At 70.5% G+C, this 18043-nt stretch carries 13 protein-coding genes; 5 read left to right on the top strand and 8 right to left on the bottom strand.

The window, feature by feature from the left end; all coding sequences use genetic code 11:
• Nucleotides 1-9: 9 nt before the first annotated feature.
• From WME82_RS05980 to WME82_RS05965, 4 genes are all read right to left on the bottom strand, one after another.
• Nucleotides 10-480, bottom strand: a complete 471-nt coding sequence (locus WME82_RS05980; protein WP_437744544.1) for an NUDIX domain-containing protein — start codon at nucleotides 478-480, stop codon at nucleotides 10-12.
• Nucleotides 481-539: 59 nt separating this feature from the next.
• Entirely contained in the window at nucleotides 540-1502 is a 963-nt protein-coding gene (locus WME82_RS05975; protein WP_438042028.1) for a hypothetical protein, read from the bottom strand.
• Nucleotides 1499-2047, bottom strand: a complete 549-nt coding sequence (locus WME82_RS05970; protein WP_437744542.1) for a hypothetical protein — start codon at nucleotides 2045-2047, stop codon at nucleotides 1499-1501. Before WME82_RS05970 ends, WME82_RS05975 begins: the two co-directional genes overlap by 4 nt.
• Nucleotides 2048-2819: 772 nt before the next feature.
• On the bottom strand, nucleotides 2820-3386 hold the full coding sequence (locus tag WME82_RS05965; RefSeq protein ID WP_437744540.1) for a Uma2 family endonuclease: 567 nt from the start codon (nucleotides 3384-3386) through the stop codon (nucleotides 2820-2822).
• A 102-nt stretch (nucleotides 3387-3488) separates the two neighbouring features.
• On the opposite strand from WME82_RS05965, the gene gpmI reads away from it, so the two are divergent.
• Entirely contained in the window at nucleotides 3489-5120 is a 1632-nt protein-coding gene (gpmI, locus tag WME82_RS05960; protein ID WP_438042027.1) for a 2,3-bisphosphoglycerate-independent phosphoglycerate mutase, read from the top strand.
• The gene (locus WME82_RS05955; protein ID WP_438042026.1) at nucleotides 5121-6578 is read left to right on the top strand and encodes a serine/threonine protein kinase; all 1458 of its coding nucleotides are present in this window, start codon (nucleotides 5121-5123) and stop codon (nucleotides 6576-6578) included.
• Nucleotides 6579-6598: 20 nt separating this feature from the next.
• On the opposite strand, the gene WME82_RS05950 is transcribed toward WME82_RS05955, so the two are convergent.
• The 4 genes from WME82_RS05950 to WME82_RS05935 all read right to left on the bottom strand — a co-directional run bounded on the left by WME82_RS05950 (nucleotide 6599) and on the right by WME82_RS05935 (nucleotide 11167).
• Nucleotides 6599-7105 carry a YkgJ family cysteine cluster protein gene (locus WME82_RS05950; protein ID WP_438042025.1) on the bottom strand — a complete coding sequence of 169 codons (507 nt, stop codon included), beginning with the start codon at nucleotides 7103-7105 and terminating at the stop codon, nucleotides 6599-6601.
• A complete protein-coding gene (locus tag WME82_RS05945; protein ID WP_438042024.1) occupies nucleotides 7057-8073 on the bottom strand; it encodes a peptidylprolyl isomerase in 1017 nt (338 codons plus the stop codon). The genes WME82_RS05950 and WME82_RS05945 overlap by 49 nt, the downstream gene beginning before the upstream one ends.
• Before the next feature lie 73 nt (nucleotides 8074-8146).
• A complete protein-coding gene (locus WME82_RS05940) occupies nucleotides 8147-8899 on the bottom strand; it encodes a ribonuclease HI (RefSeq protein WP_438042023.1) in 753 nt (250 codons plus the stop codon).
• A gap of 174 nt (nucleotides 8900-9073) precedes the next feature.
• Nucleotides 9074-11167: a DUF4215 domain-containing protein gene (locus tag WME82_RS05935; RefSeq protein WP_438042022.1), complete on the bottom strand. Its 2094-nt coding sequence runs from the start codon at nucleotides 11165-11167 to the stop codon at nucleotides 9074-9076.
• Nucleotides 11168-11826: 659 nt separating this feature from the next.
• On the opposite strand from WME82_RS05935, the gene WME82_RS05930 reads away from it, so the two are divergent.
• The 3 genes from WME82_RS05930 to WME82_RS05920 all read left to right on the top strand — a co-directional run bounded on the left by WME82_RS05930 (nucleotide 11827) and on the right by WME82_RS05920 (nucleotide 17983).
• Nucleotides 11827-12192, top strand: a complete 366-nt coding sequence (locus WME82_RS05930; protein ID WP_438042021.1) for a hypothetical protein — start codon at nucleotides 11827-11829, stop codon at nucleotides 12190-12192.
• Nucleotides 12173-12526: a hypothetical protein gene (locus tag WME82_RS05925; RefSeq protein ID WP_437744532.1), complete on the top strand. Its 354-nt coding sequence runs from the start codon at nucleotides 12173-12175 to the stop codon at nucleotides 12524-12526. Before WME82_RS05930 ends, WME82_RS05925 begins: the two co-directional genes overlap by 20 nt.
• A 72-nt stretch (nucleotides 12527-12598) precedes the next feature.
• A complete protein-coding gene (locus WME82_RS05920; RefSeq protein WP_438042020.1) occupies nucleotides 12599-17983 on the top strand; it encodes an AAA family ATPase in 5385 nt (1794 codons plus the stop codon).
• Nucleotides 17984-18043 lie beyond the last annotated feature (60 nt).

Here is an 18043-nt window from a genome sequence, read left to right as displayed (position 1 = left end):
GGAGCCGCCTCAGCGGCCGCTCACGAGGAGCGGCTCCCCCTCGGCCCCGAGCAGCGACAGCGGGAAGACCTGCGCTCCGGCGAGCACGTCGCCGCAATAGAGCTCCACGTCGGGGCCGCGCAGCGGCAAGGCCGCGAGCTCCTCCAGCGTGACCCAGCGCGCCTCGAGCGAGTGCTCGTCCGGCTGGCTCTTCGGGGGCGTGGCGTCCCGAGGCCGCGCGAGGAAGATCACCCGGAAGCGCGCCTGCCAGGGGCCCGGGCTGTGCTCGATGCGCAGGATGCCCTCCAGCTCCACCGGGACGCCGGTCTCCTCGAGCGCCTCGCGCCGCGCCGCGTCCGCGAACGTCTCCCCGGGCTCGACGCGGCCCGCCGGCAAATACCAGAGCTGGTCGTGCTTGCGCTCGTGCACGAGGAGGAACCGGTTCCGGTGCCTCACCAGCACCACGGCGAAGCACCAGGTCGGGATGGCCGTGCGCGACATGATCGAACCTGCGACAGCTTATCCGGGGGCGCCGTTCGCCAGAAGGGGGGACGCGAGGATCACCCTGGCGCCGCGCCAGCCGGAGCCGCAGGCCCGGGGGGCTCGCTCGGCACCGCGAACGCGGCGATGGTGAGCACCGCCATGAGGGCGCCGAACACGAGGAGCCCCATGAACAAGGCGATCCCGGCGTGCAGCGCCACGGTGGCGACGACCCAGGGCAGCCGCGTGCGGCGCGGCCAGATCAGGAAGCCATAGCCGATCTCCACGAGCAGCACCGTCCACCCGGCGACCGCCGCGAGCCAGGGGGCGCCGGCGAGCCACGAGAGGTCGAACTGCCGGTATTCCGGCAACATGACCGAACGCCAGATCGCCTCGCCGTCCCACCACGCCTCGCCCGCTGCTTTTCCCAGCCCGCTGACGAGGTAAGCGAACGAGAGGTGCAGCTGCGCCACGCGCAACCCGAGCCGGGCTGCCGGCGTGGGCCCTCCCCGCACGCGCCCGAGCCGGCGATCCATGGAGAAGGCGGCCTCCGAGGGCATCCAGAGGAGATAGAAGAGAAAGATGCTGGCGAAGCTGTCCACGCCATAGACGGTGGAGCTCGCCGTCGTCACCAGCATCAGGTGGGTGAGCCACGCCAGGGAGGCCGCGGCCCTGGTGCACCAACCGGCCAGGAGCGCGGCGAGGGCAACCACGTAGATCACCCCCGTGCCCACGATGACCGGATCCTCCCCGATCCCGAGCGGGGCAAGGAGCTCCACCGCCCAGCCGATGCGTGGCAGATCGGTCCTCGCGAACACGTCGCGCAGAGGCCCCTGGAGGATCCCGGACCGGCCGTAGAGCTCGAAGAGCGCGGGCGCGACGAGCGCCGCTTGAAGCAAGAGCACGGCCGCGAGCCCGATGCGGAGGGCCGCGAGCGGCGCCGCCGAGGCCGGCGCCAGCGCGAAGCGCTCGATCGCGCGGAGGACGCGCGCGGGCTCGCCGCCTGCGGCCGCCCCGCGGAGGCCGATCGGAGGGTCCTTCACCGCGCACCCCCGCTCGCCTCTCGAGAGGCCCGGAGCTTCGCGCGGATCATGAACTTCGCCTCGTACTGCAGGTTCCAGCTGGACCGCTTCCCCTCCCGGTACTCCCGCATCGACGGCAGATCGCACGTCTCCAGTCGGACGAGGATGCTCTCGGCCGCGGGGTGTCTCGCCAGCACCTTGCCCGCCCACGAGGCGGCGATCGAGCGCTGGATCGTCGGGTCCTCCACGCTCAAGAAAGGCGTGATGAGGTTCAGTATCCGTATCTCCGTCTCGCGGCTGGCGCCCGACTCGAGGGCGTCGGTGAGGGTCGCACCGCCGGCATCCGAGACGTGAAAGCTGGCCCTGGGCAGCGGGGTGATGCTGTCCGCGAAGAAGGCATAGCCGCTCTCGGCCCCGGAGAGCGCGCCGTAAACCGCGAGCGCCCGCGCAAGCCAGCCGTCTCCCTCGGGATGGATCTGGAGAGCCCCCATGACGACGAGGCCTAGATGGCCCACGACGGCGACCAGGGCTGCGGCGTGACTCCGGCTGTTCCGCTTTCCCTCCATGCAGCTCCCTCCGGGTGTGCCCGCCTGCGAGCGCCCGCGAACCTGACCGACAAGAGCGAGACGGGGAGAGGGCCGCCCGTCCCGCTCTCCTGCCGCGGCGCCGGCGCCCTCAGCGATCCGTCCTGCCCCCCCTCGGGCGTCCGCCGGCCGAGGGGGCGAGGCCCCCCATCGGACCGCCGCCGGTCATGTCACCGCCAGTGCCCGTACCAGAGACCATGCCAATGACCGTGCCAGTGACCATGCCAATGACCATGACCATGCCAATGACCATGACCATGCCAATGACCATGACCATGCCAATGACCGTGCCAGTACCCATGCCAGGGCCTGTACCAATGACCATACCAGGACGCGTACCAGTGACCGTACCAGGGCCGCTGGCGTGCAGGACGAGCGTCGGCTGCATCCGCGGCGACGGGAGCTCGTGTTTCCGCGATGAGGACGAGCTCCTCGACGGGCGTCGTGGGTGCGGCCGAGGCGAGCTGCGCTGCCCCGAGGCATGCGAGCGGCGCGGCCAGCAGGCCGATGATGTTGATGCGCTTCATGTTCATCCCCCCGTGTGACGGCTGCTCATGACGAGCGCTGAACATGGCCGAGTGTCCTCAACACCCATGCAAGCCGCACGCCCCGGCTGCGTCCGGCGGACGGTCGTCGCTTCCCCGATCTCGGGGTGACAATCACGATAAAGCGGAGCTCACGCACCTCGCCCGGCGCGCGGCTCGACGCCGACCGGCGACGGCAGGTCCTGCGCTATTCCTGCGCTATTCCTGCGCTATTCCTGCCAAAGAACGCCGAGCTCGATCTCCACGGCGTCGAACGGCGCCGCGCGCACGGTGACGTCACCCTCCCACGCGCCCACGCGCGCGAACCGCCCACCGTCGATGCGGTAGACCTCCAGGAGCCGGAGCCGCGGGTCGATCAGCCAGTAGTGCGCCACGAGCTCGCGCGCGTAGATCTCCATCTTGTCGCGGCGATCGAGCGCCTCGGTGGACGGCGAGATCACCTCGCACACCCAGTCGGGCGCGAGGAAGATCGCCGCGTTCCGCATCGGGATCTGCGGCATCCGGTCGCGGCGCCACGCGGCGATGTCAGGGATCACGATGTCCGGATCGGTGCCGAGGTGCAGCTCGGGCTCGACCAGCAGCGCCCACCGGCCAGGCCCCTTGATGCCCCGACGAAATGGCAGGTAAAGCTCGCCCGCGAGCACCGACGTCACGTTGCGGGAGGACACGGAGGGCCGCGGCGTCGCGTGGAGGACGCCGTTCAGGACCTCCGCCACCTGATTCGGCGGCGTGTCAAGCACATCCTGGTACGTGGCGCGACGGGCGCAATCGGACATGGTCGGATGTTAGCATGCACGCCGCGCGCGGCGGCTCGCCAGGCGAAAATCCGTGAGCAGCCCCCCTCCGATCGCCGCGGGTTCGTTGTAGATTCCGCCGCCATGAGCGAAGCAGCCCCCTCCCCCACGCAACGCCCCCGTCCGCTCGTCCTCTGCATCCTCGATGGATTCGGCGAGCGCGAAGAAAAGGACCAGAACGCGATCGCCCTCGCGGCGATGCCGAACCTCGACGCGATCAAGCGCGACTCCGAGAGGACGCTGATCGGAACGAGCGGCCCGGACGTCGGGCTCCCGGTGGGGCAGATGGGCAACAGCGAGGTCGGCCACCTGAACTTCGGCGCGGGGAGGATCGCGCTGATGGACATCTCGCGCATCGACGTCGCGATCGCCGAGAACAAGCTCGGCTCGAACGAGATCATCGACCGGACGTTCCGGATCGCGCAGGACCGCAAGTGCCGGGTGCACCTCTTCGGGCTCGTCTCCGACGGCGGCGTCCACTCGTCGCTCGACCACTTCCTCGCGCTGATCAAGCTCGCGAAGTTCCACGAGGTACCCCTCGTCCTGCACGCGTTCCTCGACGGCCGCGACACGCCGCCGAAGAGCGCGTGGGGCTACGTCGAGAAGATCGAGGAGGCGCTCCAGGGCATCGGCGTCATCGGCACCATCTCGGGCCGGTACTACGCCATGGACCGCGACAAGCGCTGGGACCGCGTCATGAAGGCCTACACCGCGATCGTGCGCGGCGACGCGCCGCGGGCCGACACGGCGTTCGACGCGATCCAGCAGTCGTACGCGGCCGGGAAGACGGACGAGTTCGTCGAGCCCGTCCGCATCGGCGACTATAACGGCATCAAGGGCGACTTCGTGGCCGACTTCGCCTCGAAGGAGCCCCGCTGGGAGTGGCAGGGAGAGGAGGTCGGCCTCTCCGTCAACTTCAGGCCCGACCGCATGCGCGAGATCTCGGCGATGCTCACGCGGCGGAACCTGCCGGCCGAGGTGCTGGAGCTCCTCTCGGACCGGGGCAAGCCGGTCTTCGCCTTCCAGGAGAACTGTTACAGCGGCATGACCGAGTACGACGCGGCGCTGAAGCTGCCGGTCGCGTTCCCGAAGGACGAGGTGACCGAGTCGTTCCCCGAGATGATCGCCCGCGCCGGGCTCACGCAGCTCCGGTGCGCGGAGACCGAGAAGTACGCGCACGTCACGTACTTCTTCAACGGCGGCCGCGAGGAGACGTTCCCGGGCGAGGACAGGAAGCTCGTGCCCTCGCCGCGCGACGTCGCCACCTACGACAAGAAGCCGGAGATGAGCGCGGCGGGCGTCGCGAGCGAGGTCGTGGCCGCGATCAAGAGCGGCAAGTACGACTTCATCCTGGTGAACTTCGCGAACCCGGACATGGTCGGGCACACCGGCATCCTCGAGGCCGCCATCCACGCCAACGAGGCGGTCGACAAGGGGCTCGGCGCCATCGGGGACGCCGTGCGCGAGGCCGGCGGCGCGCTGATCATCACCGCGGACCACGGCAACTGCGAGCAGATGAAGGACGAGCACGGCAACCCGCACACGGCCCACACGCTCAACCCGGTGCCGCTCTACTACCTGAACAAGAACGACCCCGGCATCGTGCTCCGGTCCGGCGGCCGCATCTGCGACGTGGCGCCGACGATGCTCGAGATCCTCGGCCTCCCGCAGCCCGCGGCGATGACGGGGCGCACGCTCCGCGTCCGACAGCGGTAAGTGGGCGCCGACCAGAGGCAGCTCGGCCCGTACATCCTGCGCGAGGCCGTCTCGTCGCGGGCGCTCACCGTGACGTACCGGGCCGAGCACGTCGGGCTCGGCCGGGCGGCGCTGATCAAGACGCTCAAGCCCACGGTGTCGGCCGCGAGCGCGTTCGCGGCCGGCCTCGAGCGCGAGGCGAAGATCCTCGCGCGCATCCGGCACCCCAACATCATCGACATCCACGACTTCCAGCGCGACGAGGACCGGATATGGCTCGTGCTGGAGCCGCTCTCGGGGCCGACGCTCGCGGCCCTGTGCGCGCGCGCTGGCCGCCTCGAGGAGGGTGCCGCGGCGGCCATCGCGCTGGAGATCGCGCGCGGCCTCGGGCACGCGCACGAGCGGGGCGTCGTGCACCGCGAGCTGCGCCCCGAGCGCGTCATCGTCACGCCCGCGGGCGGCGTGAAGATCCTGGAGTTCGCGGCGGCGTCCGACGGCCGGCAACCCTCGCTGCCAGAGCCGTTCGAGGGCAGCGACACGTTCGCGCGGCCCGACTACATGGCGCCGGAGCAGATCCTCGGGGCAGAGCCCGGGCCTCAGGCGGACGTCTTCACGCTCGGCGTGGTGCTGTTCGAGATGCTCACCGGCGTGCGCCCGTTCGACGAGCCGAAGGCGGGGCCGGAGGATGCCAATCATACGTCGAACCGCGCGTCGGGCGCGCCCGGCGCGCCGCGCGGGCGCGACGAGGACCGGTGGGCCGAGGGCAGGGCCGTCGCCCACCGGATCCGCAACGCGCCGCCGCAGCCGCTGCGGGGGCTCGTGCCCGACGTGTCGCGCGGCCTGGAGCGCGTGGTGCTCCGGTGCCTCGAGAAAGAGCCGGAGCAACGCTACGAGAGCGGCCGCGCCGTCGCGGACGCCCTGGCCGAGGAGCTCGCGGAGCGCGGCCATCCGCAGCCGCGCGCGCTCATCGCGAGGGCCCTCTCGGCGGCCAAGCTCGGCGGCGACGAGCTGCCGCCCGCTCAGGCGCCCTCCGCGCGCCCCGCGGCCGAGCAGCGCAGCGCGCCGTCGCTCGCGCCCGACGTGGGGCGGCTCGTCGGCATCTTCGCGCTGGTCGTCGCGGGCGGCGCGCTCATCGAGCTCAGCCTCCGCCAGCACGACGTCGCGGAGCCGCCCAGCGCCGAGGTCAGGCAGCCCGGCGCGCGCTCGGAGGAGCGCGGCTACCTGAAGGTCCTCGCCAGGCCGTGGGCGGAGGTCGTCATCGATGGGGAGCTCATCGACGTGACGCCGATGGCGCGGGCGATCCCGCTCCAGGCCGGACGGCACTACGTCACGTTCCGGCACCCGAACGCGCCCGAGGAGAAGCGCACGATCACCGTCTCCGAGGGGCAGACGGTCACGCTCGACGTGAGCATGCGGATCGATCGCAGCGCGATCGACGCAGGCGCGCCGCCGGTGGAGGACAGGGACGCGTCGCCCTGACGGCGGCGCCGGCCGCCCACCTACACGGCGCCGCCCCCCGCCCCCGCGCCGTTTGCGCCCCCCGCGTCTCCCTCGCCGCTCGCGCCGCCCGCGCGGCGGCGGAGCGCCTCGAGCGCGAGGAGCGGCCGCTCCCGCTTCTCGTGCAGCTCGCCGAGGCACGCGCCGCTGCCGCGCTCGAGCGCGCGGCAGCAGTCGGGCCGCACCTCGTAGATCGAGCACAGGAAACGGCCGCGCTCCGCGTCCAGCGTGAGCGCGGCGCAGCGGCCGTCCTCGATGCGCATGTAGCAGCGGTTGCCGATGAAGCGCGTGAGCCCCCGCGCGCGATCGTCCATGCGATCGTGGTCGCAGCCGAAGACCCGGACGTACTCCGGCAGGGCCGAGAAGCAGCAGGTGCCGCACGCGGTGCACTCGGGGACGACCGCATCCCCCTCGCCGCGCGCGCCGCCCGCGCGCGCCGCGCCCCGCTCGCCCTTGCGCGTCAGAGCCGGACCTCCACGTGCGTCCCGCGCTTCAGGTCGTCGAGCCACTTCTGCTTGGCCTTCGTCATGATCTCCGCCTGCAGCCGCTGCAAGACCTCCGGGCGAGCCGCCTCGAGCGTCGTGAAGCGGGACGGCTGGCGGCTCAGGAGCTTCATGACCACGAACGCGTCGCCCGCGCGCATCGGCCCGGTCACGCCGCCCGGCTCGATCGCCATCAGCGCGGCCTCGAGCTCCGGGGCCATCACCTCGCGCTGGCCGGTCGCCGCGGCCTGCGTCCCCTGCGGCGCGCGGACGCCGAGGTCGCCGCCCTCCTCGCGGGTCGCGGTGTCGTCCGAGAACTGCCGCGCGAGCGCCGCGAAATCCTCCCCGCCGCGCGCGCGCTCCGCGAGCGCGGCGGCGAGCGCGCGGCGCTCCTCGAGCGCCTCGGCGCTCGAGCCGGGCAGGACGCGCAGGACGATCCACGCCGGGTGGTAGTCGCGCCGCCGGCGCTCCTCGCGCACCAGCCGATCGAAGGCGGACCGCACGTCCTGCTCGGTGATGCGCACGCGGCCCTTCACCCGGAGCTGCAGCATCTTGCCCTCGAGGATCTGCCGGCGGATCTCGTCGCGGTACTCCTGCTCGGTGAGCCCCGAGCTCGCCCGCGCCGTCCGGAACAGCTCCTCGACCGTCATCTGCTCCGCGGCCGCGATGTTCCGGAAGGCATTCTCGATCTCCTCGGAGGTCACGCGGATATTGGCCTTCTCGGCGGCCTGGCCCTCGAGCTCCTCGTCCACCATCTTCTGGAGGAGATCGCGGAAGACCTGGGACTCGGCCGCCGCCTGCTGCGCGCCCGGCGGGACCCGGGCCTGGATCTGCAGCAGGAAGGGGCGAGCCCGCTGCCGCAGATCCGAGAGCAGGATGGCGCGATCGCCTACGACGGCGACGATCCGCTCGCTCACGACCGCGTGGGCGAGCGGCGAGGCGAAGGCGGCGGCGGCGACGAGCCCGGCGAGGGCGAGGCGGAGCGGAACACGCATCGCGCGCCTCTACCACTGGGCCCCAGGCGGTTCCACGCGTTTCCGGCCCCGCGCGGCCCGGGTTGCCCCGGACTCAGCCGGAGCCGGGGTACACCGTCCGACGGGAGGCGCGCTCGCGGACGGCCTCGCGCGCGAGCGCGTCGGCGCGCTCGTTGAGCAGCACGCCGGCGTGCCCCGGCACATACACGAGGCGCGCGCGCGGCCGCGCGGCGAGCGCGCCTCGCAGCGAGGCGATGAGCTCGGCGTTCGCCTTCGCCTTCCACCCCTTCTGGAGCACGCCGATCGAGTACTGGCTGTCCGTGTGGATGACGATGGGCCGCCCCGGCTCGTCCACCTCCTCGAGCGAGCGGAGGATGGCCGTCAGCTCGGCGATGTTGTTGGTCGCGGTGCCGAGGAACTCGCTGCGCTCGATCCGCCGGCCGCCGTCGATGATCACCACGCCGAGCCCCGCGGGCCCCGGGTTCCCCGAGCACGCGCCGTCCGCGTAGACGATGACAGCCCCTTCCGGGACGGGCGCCGCGCCGGCATCCCCCCGCGCCGGCGCCTTGCGCTGCGCGCGCCCGGCAGGCGCCGGGGCGGCCGCGCCCCCCTCGGGCTGCTCGCCGGCGCGCGCCTTCACGACCGCCTCCGCAGGCCCACAGGTGTCGTCGGGCAACACCTTCGGGTCGACCACGGTCAGGTTGTCGGCGCGCGCCTTGTATCTGCGGCCGTCGTGCGGCTTGTAGCGGATCTCGACGCCGCCGCCCTCCTCCGCGACCAGGGCGCCGGCGGCGTCGGCGCGAGCATAGACGGATTGACCTCGAAGCGATGCGCGGACCCAGGGCACGAGCGCACCCTGGCATGGATCGAAGGCCGCCGGTACGGGAGACCACGCCAGGCGAGCCCGGCCGATCGGGCCGGCCGGGCGCGGCCGCGACTGCCCGCGCCTACCCTGGTTGCAGCCCTCGCGACGCGCACGGCGGACAGCGTGGCGGACGGCGCGCGCCGCGCCGCCCTGCGATCACGGGTCGATGCAGAGCGCGAGGGACCACGCGGTCAGCGTACCGGAGTCGGACCCGGCGTCGTCCCCGACCCGGAGCGTCCACGCGCCGTTCGCCGGCCCCGAGAGGAAGGCCGCGAACGACGACTCCGGGCGGAAGCAGCCGCGGAACGGCGCCATCGCTCCCGTGACCGCGGTCGCGCAGCCCATGTCGAAGACGGTCCTCCGGTAGTTGTCGCCGGAGCCGCCGTTGTCGCTCGACACATCGACCGTCGCGCCAGCCGGAGAGGTGAGCGAGATATCGAGATCTCCGTCGAACGAATGCGCGATGTCGAGCTCGAGCGTCACGCGCCGGATCGCGCCCCTCGAGACGACAGGGAGGACGCTGGCAGCGACGGCGCGATCCGTGACGGTCTTCGGGATGTCCGTGGACGACTGCACCCACAGCACCTGCCCGGGCGAGCACGCGCCGACGGCATCGTCGCAGCCGAGCGCGCAGTCCGGGTCGGCGCAGTCCGCCTCGCCGTCGAGGTCATCGTCCGCCGCGTCGCCGCAGTTGCGCTCCTTGGAGTACGTGCACACGCTCGGCGTGCCCCGGCAGGTGTACCGCGCTTCCACGACGCAGCTCGCGCTGCAGCCGTCGCCGCTCGACGTGTTGGCGTCGTCGCAGCCCTCGACGCCGTCCCGCACGAAGCCGTCGCCGCACCTCGCGGCGCGACAGGTGATCGGGCAGCCGTCGGCGCTGTCGGCGTCGCCGTCGTCGCACTCCTCGCCGGCCTGGATCGCGCCGTCGCCGCAGCCGTCGAGGAGGCACCCTGGGCTGCACCCGTCGCCCGCGTTCCGGTTCCCGTCGTCACACGCCTCGACGCCGGCATGGACGAACCCGTCCCCGCACACCGCGCGCGCGCAGCTCGTCGGGCAGGCGTCGGTGTTGCTCGCGTTTCCGTCGTCGCACGCCTCGACGCCGGCGCGGACGAACCCGTCCCCGCACGAGGCGGCGACGCACGTGGTGAGGCACGCGTCCGTGGTGCTCGTATTGCCGTCATCACACGCCTCGGCGGCGGCGTTGACCACGCCGTCGCCGCAGACCGGCGCGGCGCAGGTGCCTGCCGCGCTGCACACGTGGCTCAGGCAATCGCGCCCGGCGGCGCAGCGCATTCCGGCGGCGCACCCGACGCACGCGGGGCCGCCGCAGTCGATATCGGTCTCCGCCCCGTTCCGGGCGATGTCGGTGCACGACGGGAGGCACGTCGTCCCTGAACAGCGGCCGCCCAGGCAGTCGCCGTCCGCGGCGCACGCCTTGCCGGTGGCGCAAGGCGAGCACGCCGGTCCGCCGCAGTCGACGTCGGTCTCCGCCCCGTTCGTCGCGCCGTCGGTGCACGACGACGCGCGGCACCTGCCGTCCGCGCAGATCCCGCTCCGGCAGTCCGCGCCGGTGAGGCAGGCCTCGAGATCCGCGCACCGCACGCAATCCGAGCCGCCGCAGTCGACGCCGGTCTCGGCGCCGTTCACCGCGCCATCGCCGCAATCGGGCGCGACGCAGCTGTTCTCGACGCAGATGTTGCTCAGGCAATCGCCTGCGACGAGACACTCGACACAAGCGCCGTTCCCATCACAATAGCGCGCTCCGGTCGCGTCGGATCCGCCGCACTCCGTGGTCGCCGGCGCCGGAAGGTTCTTCGGTGCCCCTGCGACGCACACGTCGGCCGAGCACGGGTCTCCGTCGGAGAAGGCGTCTTGGTCGTCGTCGAGCTCGATCACGGCGCCATGCCCATCGCAAACGCGCGCCTTGCAGTCGCCCAGCACCTGCTCGCCCACGGGTTTTCCCCGCGGCGCGGCGTCGAGGGCGCACCGGCCGCCTTCGCAGGTGCGCAGCTGACACGCGCCGTCGACCCCGGGGCAGTCCGCGGCCGTGACGCAAGGCGCTCCGCCCCCTCCGCCCCCGCCGTCCTCGCCGCCTCCGCCGTTCCCGCCGTTCCCGCCGTCGCCGGCCTCCGGCCCCGGCGCCTGCCGGGGACGATCGCAGTCGACCGCGGTCAAAGCAGCAGCGATGACGAGCGGCGACAGAACCTTCGTGAACGGAGCGCTTCTGAAGAGGTCCGCTCGCACTGACACCTCGATTCCTCTGCTTCTGGAGGGAACGGCGACGTCCCTTCAAGGCTCGATCCGAGCCTGACGGACGCGCAGGCGGTCGATCATCGGCGCACTAGACTGATATGGAATCGAGAGGACGCCAGCAGCCAAACGGATCGGGAGAGCCCCTATTGCGACGCGCGGCGCTCGCAGCGCGCCGGGCCCTCGGCCACGCCATGGCGGCGGCCAGCTCGCCGCCGCGTACGCCTCCCGGCCGCCGGGTGAGCTCGAGCGTCCACCGGGAACCGGGAACCGTGAACCGTGAGAGGAGCCGCCCGCGAGCGCGGTCGGGCGCGCCGCATGCCGATGTGAGGCAGCCCTCGCACTGCCGAGCAACGCGCCCGGCTGATGCTTGACATCTCCAGGCCGTTCTGGGTTTCATTCCCTCTTCTGCGGCCGTTCGGGATACCACCTTGCTCCTCCGAACCGCTTTGGATTTGATTCTCCCCCGAGCTGTTCCCGCTGGCGGAGCCCCTGTGCGCTCTTCTGCCCACCACCGGACTCGATCCATGCAGGCGTAGGCGATGCAACCACTGTTGAGCACCTCGCTACGCCCTGTATGGAGCAATCTACGCGCGACCCGGGCCTCGGTGCGCAATGCTCTCGCGCAGTACCCGAGCGCGCTCGTGGACGCGGCAGAGATGACGGCCTGCGAGCTGCTGGAGAACGCCATCAAGTACGGCGAGGAGGTCCCCGCAGCGCGCGCCATTCGCTTCACGCTCAGCCTGACCGAGGACAGGATCGAACTCGTCACGATCAACGGCTGCACCGATCGAGGGTCGGTCAATCGACTGCTCTGCCGGATAGAGTCCCTGCGCAGCGCCCCGAACAAGACGGAGCTCTACATCGAACAGCTGGAGGAGCTGCTCGTCAGCCCGCGCGAGGGCGCCAACGTGGGCATCTACAGGATCGCGATGGAAGGCGGCTTTGCGCTCGACGCAACGTACGCAGACGATACGGTCACCGTGACAGCCACCAGGAGAATCCATGACCGAGTCGACGTTTGAGCGCGACGGGCTGAAGGTACGCATCTCCGTGGCCGGCGATTCGTCGCGAATCGAGTGGTCGGGCGTCAGCGACATCCGCAGCCCCGCCATGTTCCTCAATCCCCTCTTCGAGGACTGGACCGGGAAGACCAGGAACACGGTCGTCACGGTGGATCTGACGAAGCTCGAGTACATGAACTCGGCCACGGTGAAGCCCCTGGTGGACCTGATAAAATTGCTGGATCAGACGAGCCTCGGCGTGGTCGTCGTCTTCCGCGACAACGACTGGCAGCGAGCGCACCGCAACTGCATGTCGGCTCTGGCGCGCACCCTGAAGAAGACAAAGGTGCAATGACCTGGAGCGACAAGGCCATCGGCGCGCTCACCGCTCAGATCTTGGAACGAAACCGATCCTCATGAATCCACCATGATCACCTTGTCCGACCGCTACACCCTGAACGCGAAGGTGCGCGAGACCCAGAGCTCCGAGGTGTACCGCGGCTATCGCGTCGTCGACGGGGCATCGGTGCTGGTGAAGCTGCTCAGGAGCGAGCGCCCGACCGCGCTCGAGGTGGGACGCCTCCGCCATGAATATGAAGTGTTGACGTGCCTCGACATGCCCGAGGTCGTCAAGGCCATCGGACTGGAGCGGCACGGGCACGGCCTGGCCCTGGTCATGGAGGACGCGGGAGACGTGTCCGTCGACAAGCTGATTCGATCGGGTCGCCTGGATCTGCTGCGCTCGCTCGAGCTTTCGCTGGCCATGGCGCGAACGCTCGCGGCGGTCCACCGCAGGCACGTCATCCACAAGGACATCAAACCCCATCACTTCTTCGTCACCGGCGGCCCGAGCTCGATCGTGCTCGTCGACTTCGGGATCGCGACGCGCCTCTCCCAGAAAGTCGACGCGCTCTCGGGGGTCACGCAGCTGGAAGGCACGCTGGCGTACATCGCGCCCGAGCAGACGGGGCGGATGAACCGGAGCGTGGACTTTCGAGCCGACCTGTATTCGCTCGGGGTCACCCTGTACGAGCTCTTCACCGGCGCGCTGCCCTTCGACGCCAGCGATCCGCTGGAGCTGGTGCACAGCCACATCGCTCGCAGCCCCAGGGCGCCCCTGGCATCCAGGCCGGACTTGCCGCCGGTCCTGTCGGACGTGATCCTCAAGCTGCTCAGCAAGTCCGTGGAGCAGCGATACCAGACCGCAGCTGGGTTGCAGCACGATCTGCAGCAAATTCTGGATCAGGTCAAGGGGGCTGGCGCGGCGGAGGTCTTCGGTCTGGGCCAGCGCGACAGATCCGATGAGCTCTCGATCCCCGAGAAGCTCTATGGCCGCGAGCGCGACCTCGAAGCGCTCCTGGAGAGCTTCGGCCGCGCCAGGCAGGGCAGGAGCGAGCTCGTCCTCCTGTCCGGACAGGCGGGCGTCGGGAAATCCGCGCTCGTCGAGGAGCTGCACCAGCACATCCTCGGCCGGGCGTACTTCGGCGCAGGAAAGTTCGACTCCCTGGCGCGGAGCGTCCCCTACGGCCCGATCGCCCGCGCTTGCCGTGCTCTCGTCCGGTCCGTGCTCGCGGAGCCCCCGGGCGTGCTCGAGCAGCGGCGACGTGAAATCCTCGAAGCGGTCGGCCCGAACGCGGCTCTCCTCACCGATCTGATCCCCGAGCTGAAGCACGTCGTCGGCGAACATCCCCCCGTGCCAGCGCTCGGTCCGACCGAGTCGCAGCGCCGCTTCGAACATGTCTTCTTGAGCTTTCTCCGTGCGCTGGCGGCTGAAGAGCACCCGCTGGTGCTCTTCCTGGATGACCTGCAGTGGGCGGACGCCAGCTCGACCCGGCTCTTGCAGCACGTGCTGACGGCCGCCGGCGCGCGCCACGTGCTCGTGATCGGAGCTTACCGAGAGCTCGAGATCGACGCCGCGCACCCGCTGTCTCTGATGCTCCAGGAGCTGCGCCAGGCCGGCGTCAGGAGGCATGAGATCACGCTCGGCCCGCTCGGCCAGCCGCACATCGCGGACCTCCTCGGCGACACGCTCGGGTGCGGCGCCGAGGCGGTGGGCGGGCTCAGCGCTGCCTTGTTCGAGAAGACCCGCGGAAACCCCTTCTTCCTCGCGCAGTTCTTGATCGCGCTGCACCGGGACGGCCTGCTGCGCTTCGACCACGGGGACCTCGCCTGGAGGTGGGACACGGCGCGGGTGTGGGAACGGCTGGCGACGGACAACGTGATCGATTTCATGGTGTCCGAGCTGCGGCGATTGCCGCAGTCGAGCCAGGACGTGCTGCGCTTCGCCGCCTGCGTGGGGCATAGCTTCGACATGGCCACGCTGGCCGCCGTGTCTCAGCGCTCTCACAGCGATGTGGCGGACCACCTCTGGGAAGCGCTGCGCCAGGGGTTCATCGCCTCGCTGGACGGCAAATACCGCTACAGGGCCGACGCTCATCACGACGCGACAGGGATCGTCGACGGCGCGCTCGACGCCGCGTTCCGCTTCTCGCACGATCGCGTCCAGCAGGCGGCCTACTCGCTGTTCGGCCCGGAGGAGCGGGACGCCATCCACCTGCGCATCGGTCGGCTGCTGCGGGAGCGCGGCGGCGCAGATCCGGGCGATCGTGAGCTGTTCGCGATCGTGGATCACCTGAACCGTGGCGCGAGCCTGATCGTCGAGCCCGCCGAGAGGCGCGGGCTCGCGCGCTTCAATCTGAACGCCGGCCGCAAGGCGCGCGCTCGAGCGGCGCCCGACGCGGCGGCGCATTACCTGAGGGCGGCGCTCGACGTGCTCGGGGAGACGGGGTGGATTGAAGAGTACGAGGTCGTCTGCGCCGCTCACCTGACCATGGCGGAGTGCGAGTACCTCACCGGGAACCTGGATTCCGCGTTCAGGCTGCTCGAGGTCGTGGAGCGGAACGCGCGGTCGGTGGTGGATCGGGTCATGGGGCGCAACCTCGAGGTGCTCCTGCTCACCAACACGGGCAGGCTCGACGTCGCGTGCGCGAAGGGCATCGACGCGCTGCGACTCCTGGACGTGGAGCTGCCTCCGCTGGCAGACAAGGCGGCCCTCGGCGCCGCGATCGGCGCCGAGTTCGGAGCGTATCAATCTGCGATAGCGGGGTCGGAGATCGAGTCTCTGGAGACGGTGTCGGTGATGGGCGACGCCCGCGAGCTAGCGGTGCTCCACACCCTGGCCACCAGCATTCCAGCAGCGTTCCAGGCCATTCCAGAGCTTCATTTCCTGCTCGTACTCAAGGGAGTCCAGCTGCTCCGTCGGGGCACGGCGCCGCTCGCGGGCTTCTTCTATGCGCAGTACGCGATCGTCCACCTCGCCATCACGGGGAGCCGGGAGCACGCGTTTCGCTTCGGCCGGCTGGGCCTCGAGCTAGCTACCCGTGGCGGCAGTCCAGCCAGCAAGGGTCAGGTTCATTTCCTCTTCGGGGTCTTCATCGCCCACTGGCGTCAACACATATCGCACAGCCTGGAGGTGTTGCGGTCAGGGCTGAGAATCAGCCTCGAGATGGGCGACCAGATCTACGCCTCTTACTGCGCTGCGTTCATCCTGTACTATCGCATGTACGCCGGCGAGAGCTTGCACGACCTGGAGGACAGCCTCTTGACCGCCCGCGACCTCGCGGACAGGACGGGTGACGTCGTCAACCAGGGCATCTGCAAGGTCGCCCAACAGGCCATCCGTGCGCTGACTGGCCAGACTCGACACCCCGCAACCCTGGAGAGCGCGGATTTCGAGGAGAGCACATTCATGGCCTCTACGCCGCCGCCGACGCTGGCGATCTACGGGGTCGCGAAGACGACCGCCCAGTATCTCGCTGGCCGCTTCCGAGATGCCCTGGCCACCAGCGACAGCTGCAAGCTGGTCCCTGGCTTCTTCTATCACGCTGACCACGTCTTCTATCGGGCTCTGATCCTGGCCGAGCTGACCCGCACCGCGGCCCCGGAAGAGCGCGCCGGACTCCTGGATCGCCTGCGTGCCGACGCTGCCACGCTCGAAGCTTGGGCGCTGTCCTCGCCCGCCAACTTCGCGCACCGCGCTGCGCTCGCGCAGGCGGAGATCTCGCGGATCGAGCGGCGCATCGAGGGCGCGCTGGATCTCTACGATCGCGCGATAGCCCTCGCCCAGGAGCATGGCTTCGTGCACGCCGAGGCCATCGGCAACGAGCTGGCAGGCCGATTTCACCTGGACGAGCGCAGGAACAGGGTGGCGAGCGCCTACCTGGCCGAGGCGATCTACGCGTACCAGCGCTGGGGGGCGACGTGCAAGGTCGAGGAGCTGAGGTCGAAGTACGCTCACGTGCTCCGGAGCAACGCGGCGCTCTCATCTCCGCTCAATCCAGCAGACGAGACGGCAGCGAGCTTGCAAAGAACGACCGGCCGGACGACTGGCCAGACGACCAGCCAGACGACCAGCCAGACCTCCAGCACGCTTCGATCACGCGAGAGCCTCGACCTCACGGCGGCCATCCGCGCGACCGAGGCGATTTCCACGGAGCTCGTCATCGATCGGCTGCTCGCGCGGCTGATGCGGACGCTGCTCGAGAACGCGGGAGCTCGACGGGGATGCTTGATCCTCGATCGCGCCGGGGTGCTCACCCTGGAGGCGAGCATGACCATCGATCCCGATACGATAACGCTGGACGCCCGTGCGCTGCGGGGCGGCTCGGAGGTCCCGGAGTCGCTCGTGCGCTACGTGGCGCGCACGCGCGAGCTGACGGTCCTCACGGACGCGCACCGCGACATGCGCTTCGCGTCTGACCGATATTTCACTCAGGCTCGGCCCAAGTCGGTGATGTGCGCTCCGATGCTCCAGGGCGGAAAGCTCACCGGCGTCCTGTACCTCGAGAACAGCATCACCGCGGAGGCGTTCAGCCCTGCGCGGTGCGGGCTCTTGCAATTTCTCGCGACCCAAGCCGCCGTGTCCCTCGAGAACGCGATGCTCTACGGGCGGCTGGAGGCCGCATCCCAGGACCTCAGGCGCGCGAACGAGAACCTCGAAGCGCTCGTCGCCGAGCGCACCGCCGAGCTCAGGCGCCTCGTCGCGGAGCTGTGGAGCGAGATGGATCTCGCGCGCAAGATACAGACGGTGCTCCTGCCGCAGCAGAGTCGTCTGAAGGATTACGACATGGCCGCCCTGATGACGCCGGCCGAGAGCGTCGGCGGCGACTACTACGACGTGGTCCAGACGGGCGGGAGCAGCTGGGTCCTCATCGGCGATGTGTCCGGCCATGGCGTCACCGCCGGCCTGACGATGATGATGGTCCAGACCGCCGTACGGACCATCCTTACGACGTCGCCGCGCGACGGCGAGCCTCTCACGCCGGCGGTCGTGCTGAGCCGGGCGAACCGCGCGGTCCGGGAGAACTTGATCCGCGTCAGCCCCGATCAGTACATGACGATCGTCGCGCTGGAGCTCGGCCGCGGCACGGTCCGCTACGCGGGCCTTCACCTGGACATCTTGATCCACAGGGCGCTCTCCAACACCGTAGAGGTGGTGGAGACCAGGGGGATGTGGATCGGCATCGAAGACGACATCACGGCGCTGCTCCGGGATGATGTGATAGAGGTCGGCGTCGGGGACACGATGCTGCTGTACACCGATGGGCTCACCGAGTCTGTCACCGCCGACGGCGGAATGCTGGAGACCCGGGGGCTGACGGAGCGATTCCGCGCGCTCGCTGCGCAAGGGATGTCGCCGAGCGCCATCGTGAAGGGCCTCGTGGGCCCCATGGCGGGGCAGCAGCTGCGTGATGACGTCACCGTGATGGTGATCCGCTACTCTCCGACCGAACAGCCGGCGTCTGCGACCTAGGTGTTCCGGCGGCCACGCAATCCCTCGATGAGGGAGCCGGGGCCAGGGAACCATGCGGCC

Origin of the sequence: Sorangium sp. So ce128 (assembly GCF_051525245.1) — a bacterium.
In the GTDB taxonomy this organism is placed as follows: domain Bacteria; phylum Myxococcota_A; class Polyangia; order Polyangiales; family Polyangiaceae; genus Sorangium; species Sorangium cellulosum_B.
Note: the sequence above shows the minus strand (reverse complement) of the source record. Positions and strands in the feature narration are given on the sequence as shown.

Coding starts and splice junctions, on each gene's coding strand:
- gpmI (WP_438042027.1), top strand. CDS start 3,489: ATGAGCGAAGCAGCCCCCTCCCCCACGCAACGCCCCCGTCCGCTCGTC.
- WME82_RS05970 (WP_437744542.1), bottom strand. CDS start 2,047: ATGGAGGGAAAGCGGAACAGCCGGAGTCACGCCGCAGCCCTGGTCGCC.
- WME82_RS05945 (WP_438042024.1), bottom strand. CDS start 8,073: ATGCGTGTTCCGCTCCGCCTCGCCCTCGCCGGGCTCGTCGCCGCCGCC.
- WME82_RS05965 (WP_437744540.1), bottom strand. CDS start 3,386: ATGTCCGATTGCGCCCGTCGCGCCACGTACCAGGATGTGCTTGACACG.
- WME82_RS05930 (WP_438042021.1), top strand. CDS start 11,827: ATGACGGCCTGCGAGCTGCTGGAGAACGCCATCAAGTACGGCGAGGAG.
- WME82_RS05925 (WP_437744532.1), top strand. CDS start 12,173: ATGACCGAGTCGACGTTTGAGCGCGACGGGCTGAAGGTACGCATCTCC.
- WME82_RS05920 (WP_438042020.1), top strand. CDS start 12,599: ATGATCACCTTGTCCGACCGCTACACCCTGAACGCGAAGGTGCGCGAG.
- WME82_RS05980 (WP_437744544.1), bottom strand. CDS start 480: ATGTCGCGCACGGCCATCCCGACCTGGTGCTTCGCCGTGGTGCTGGTG.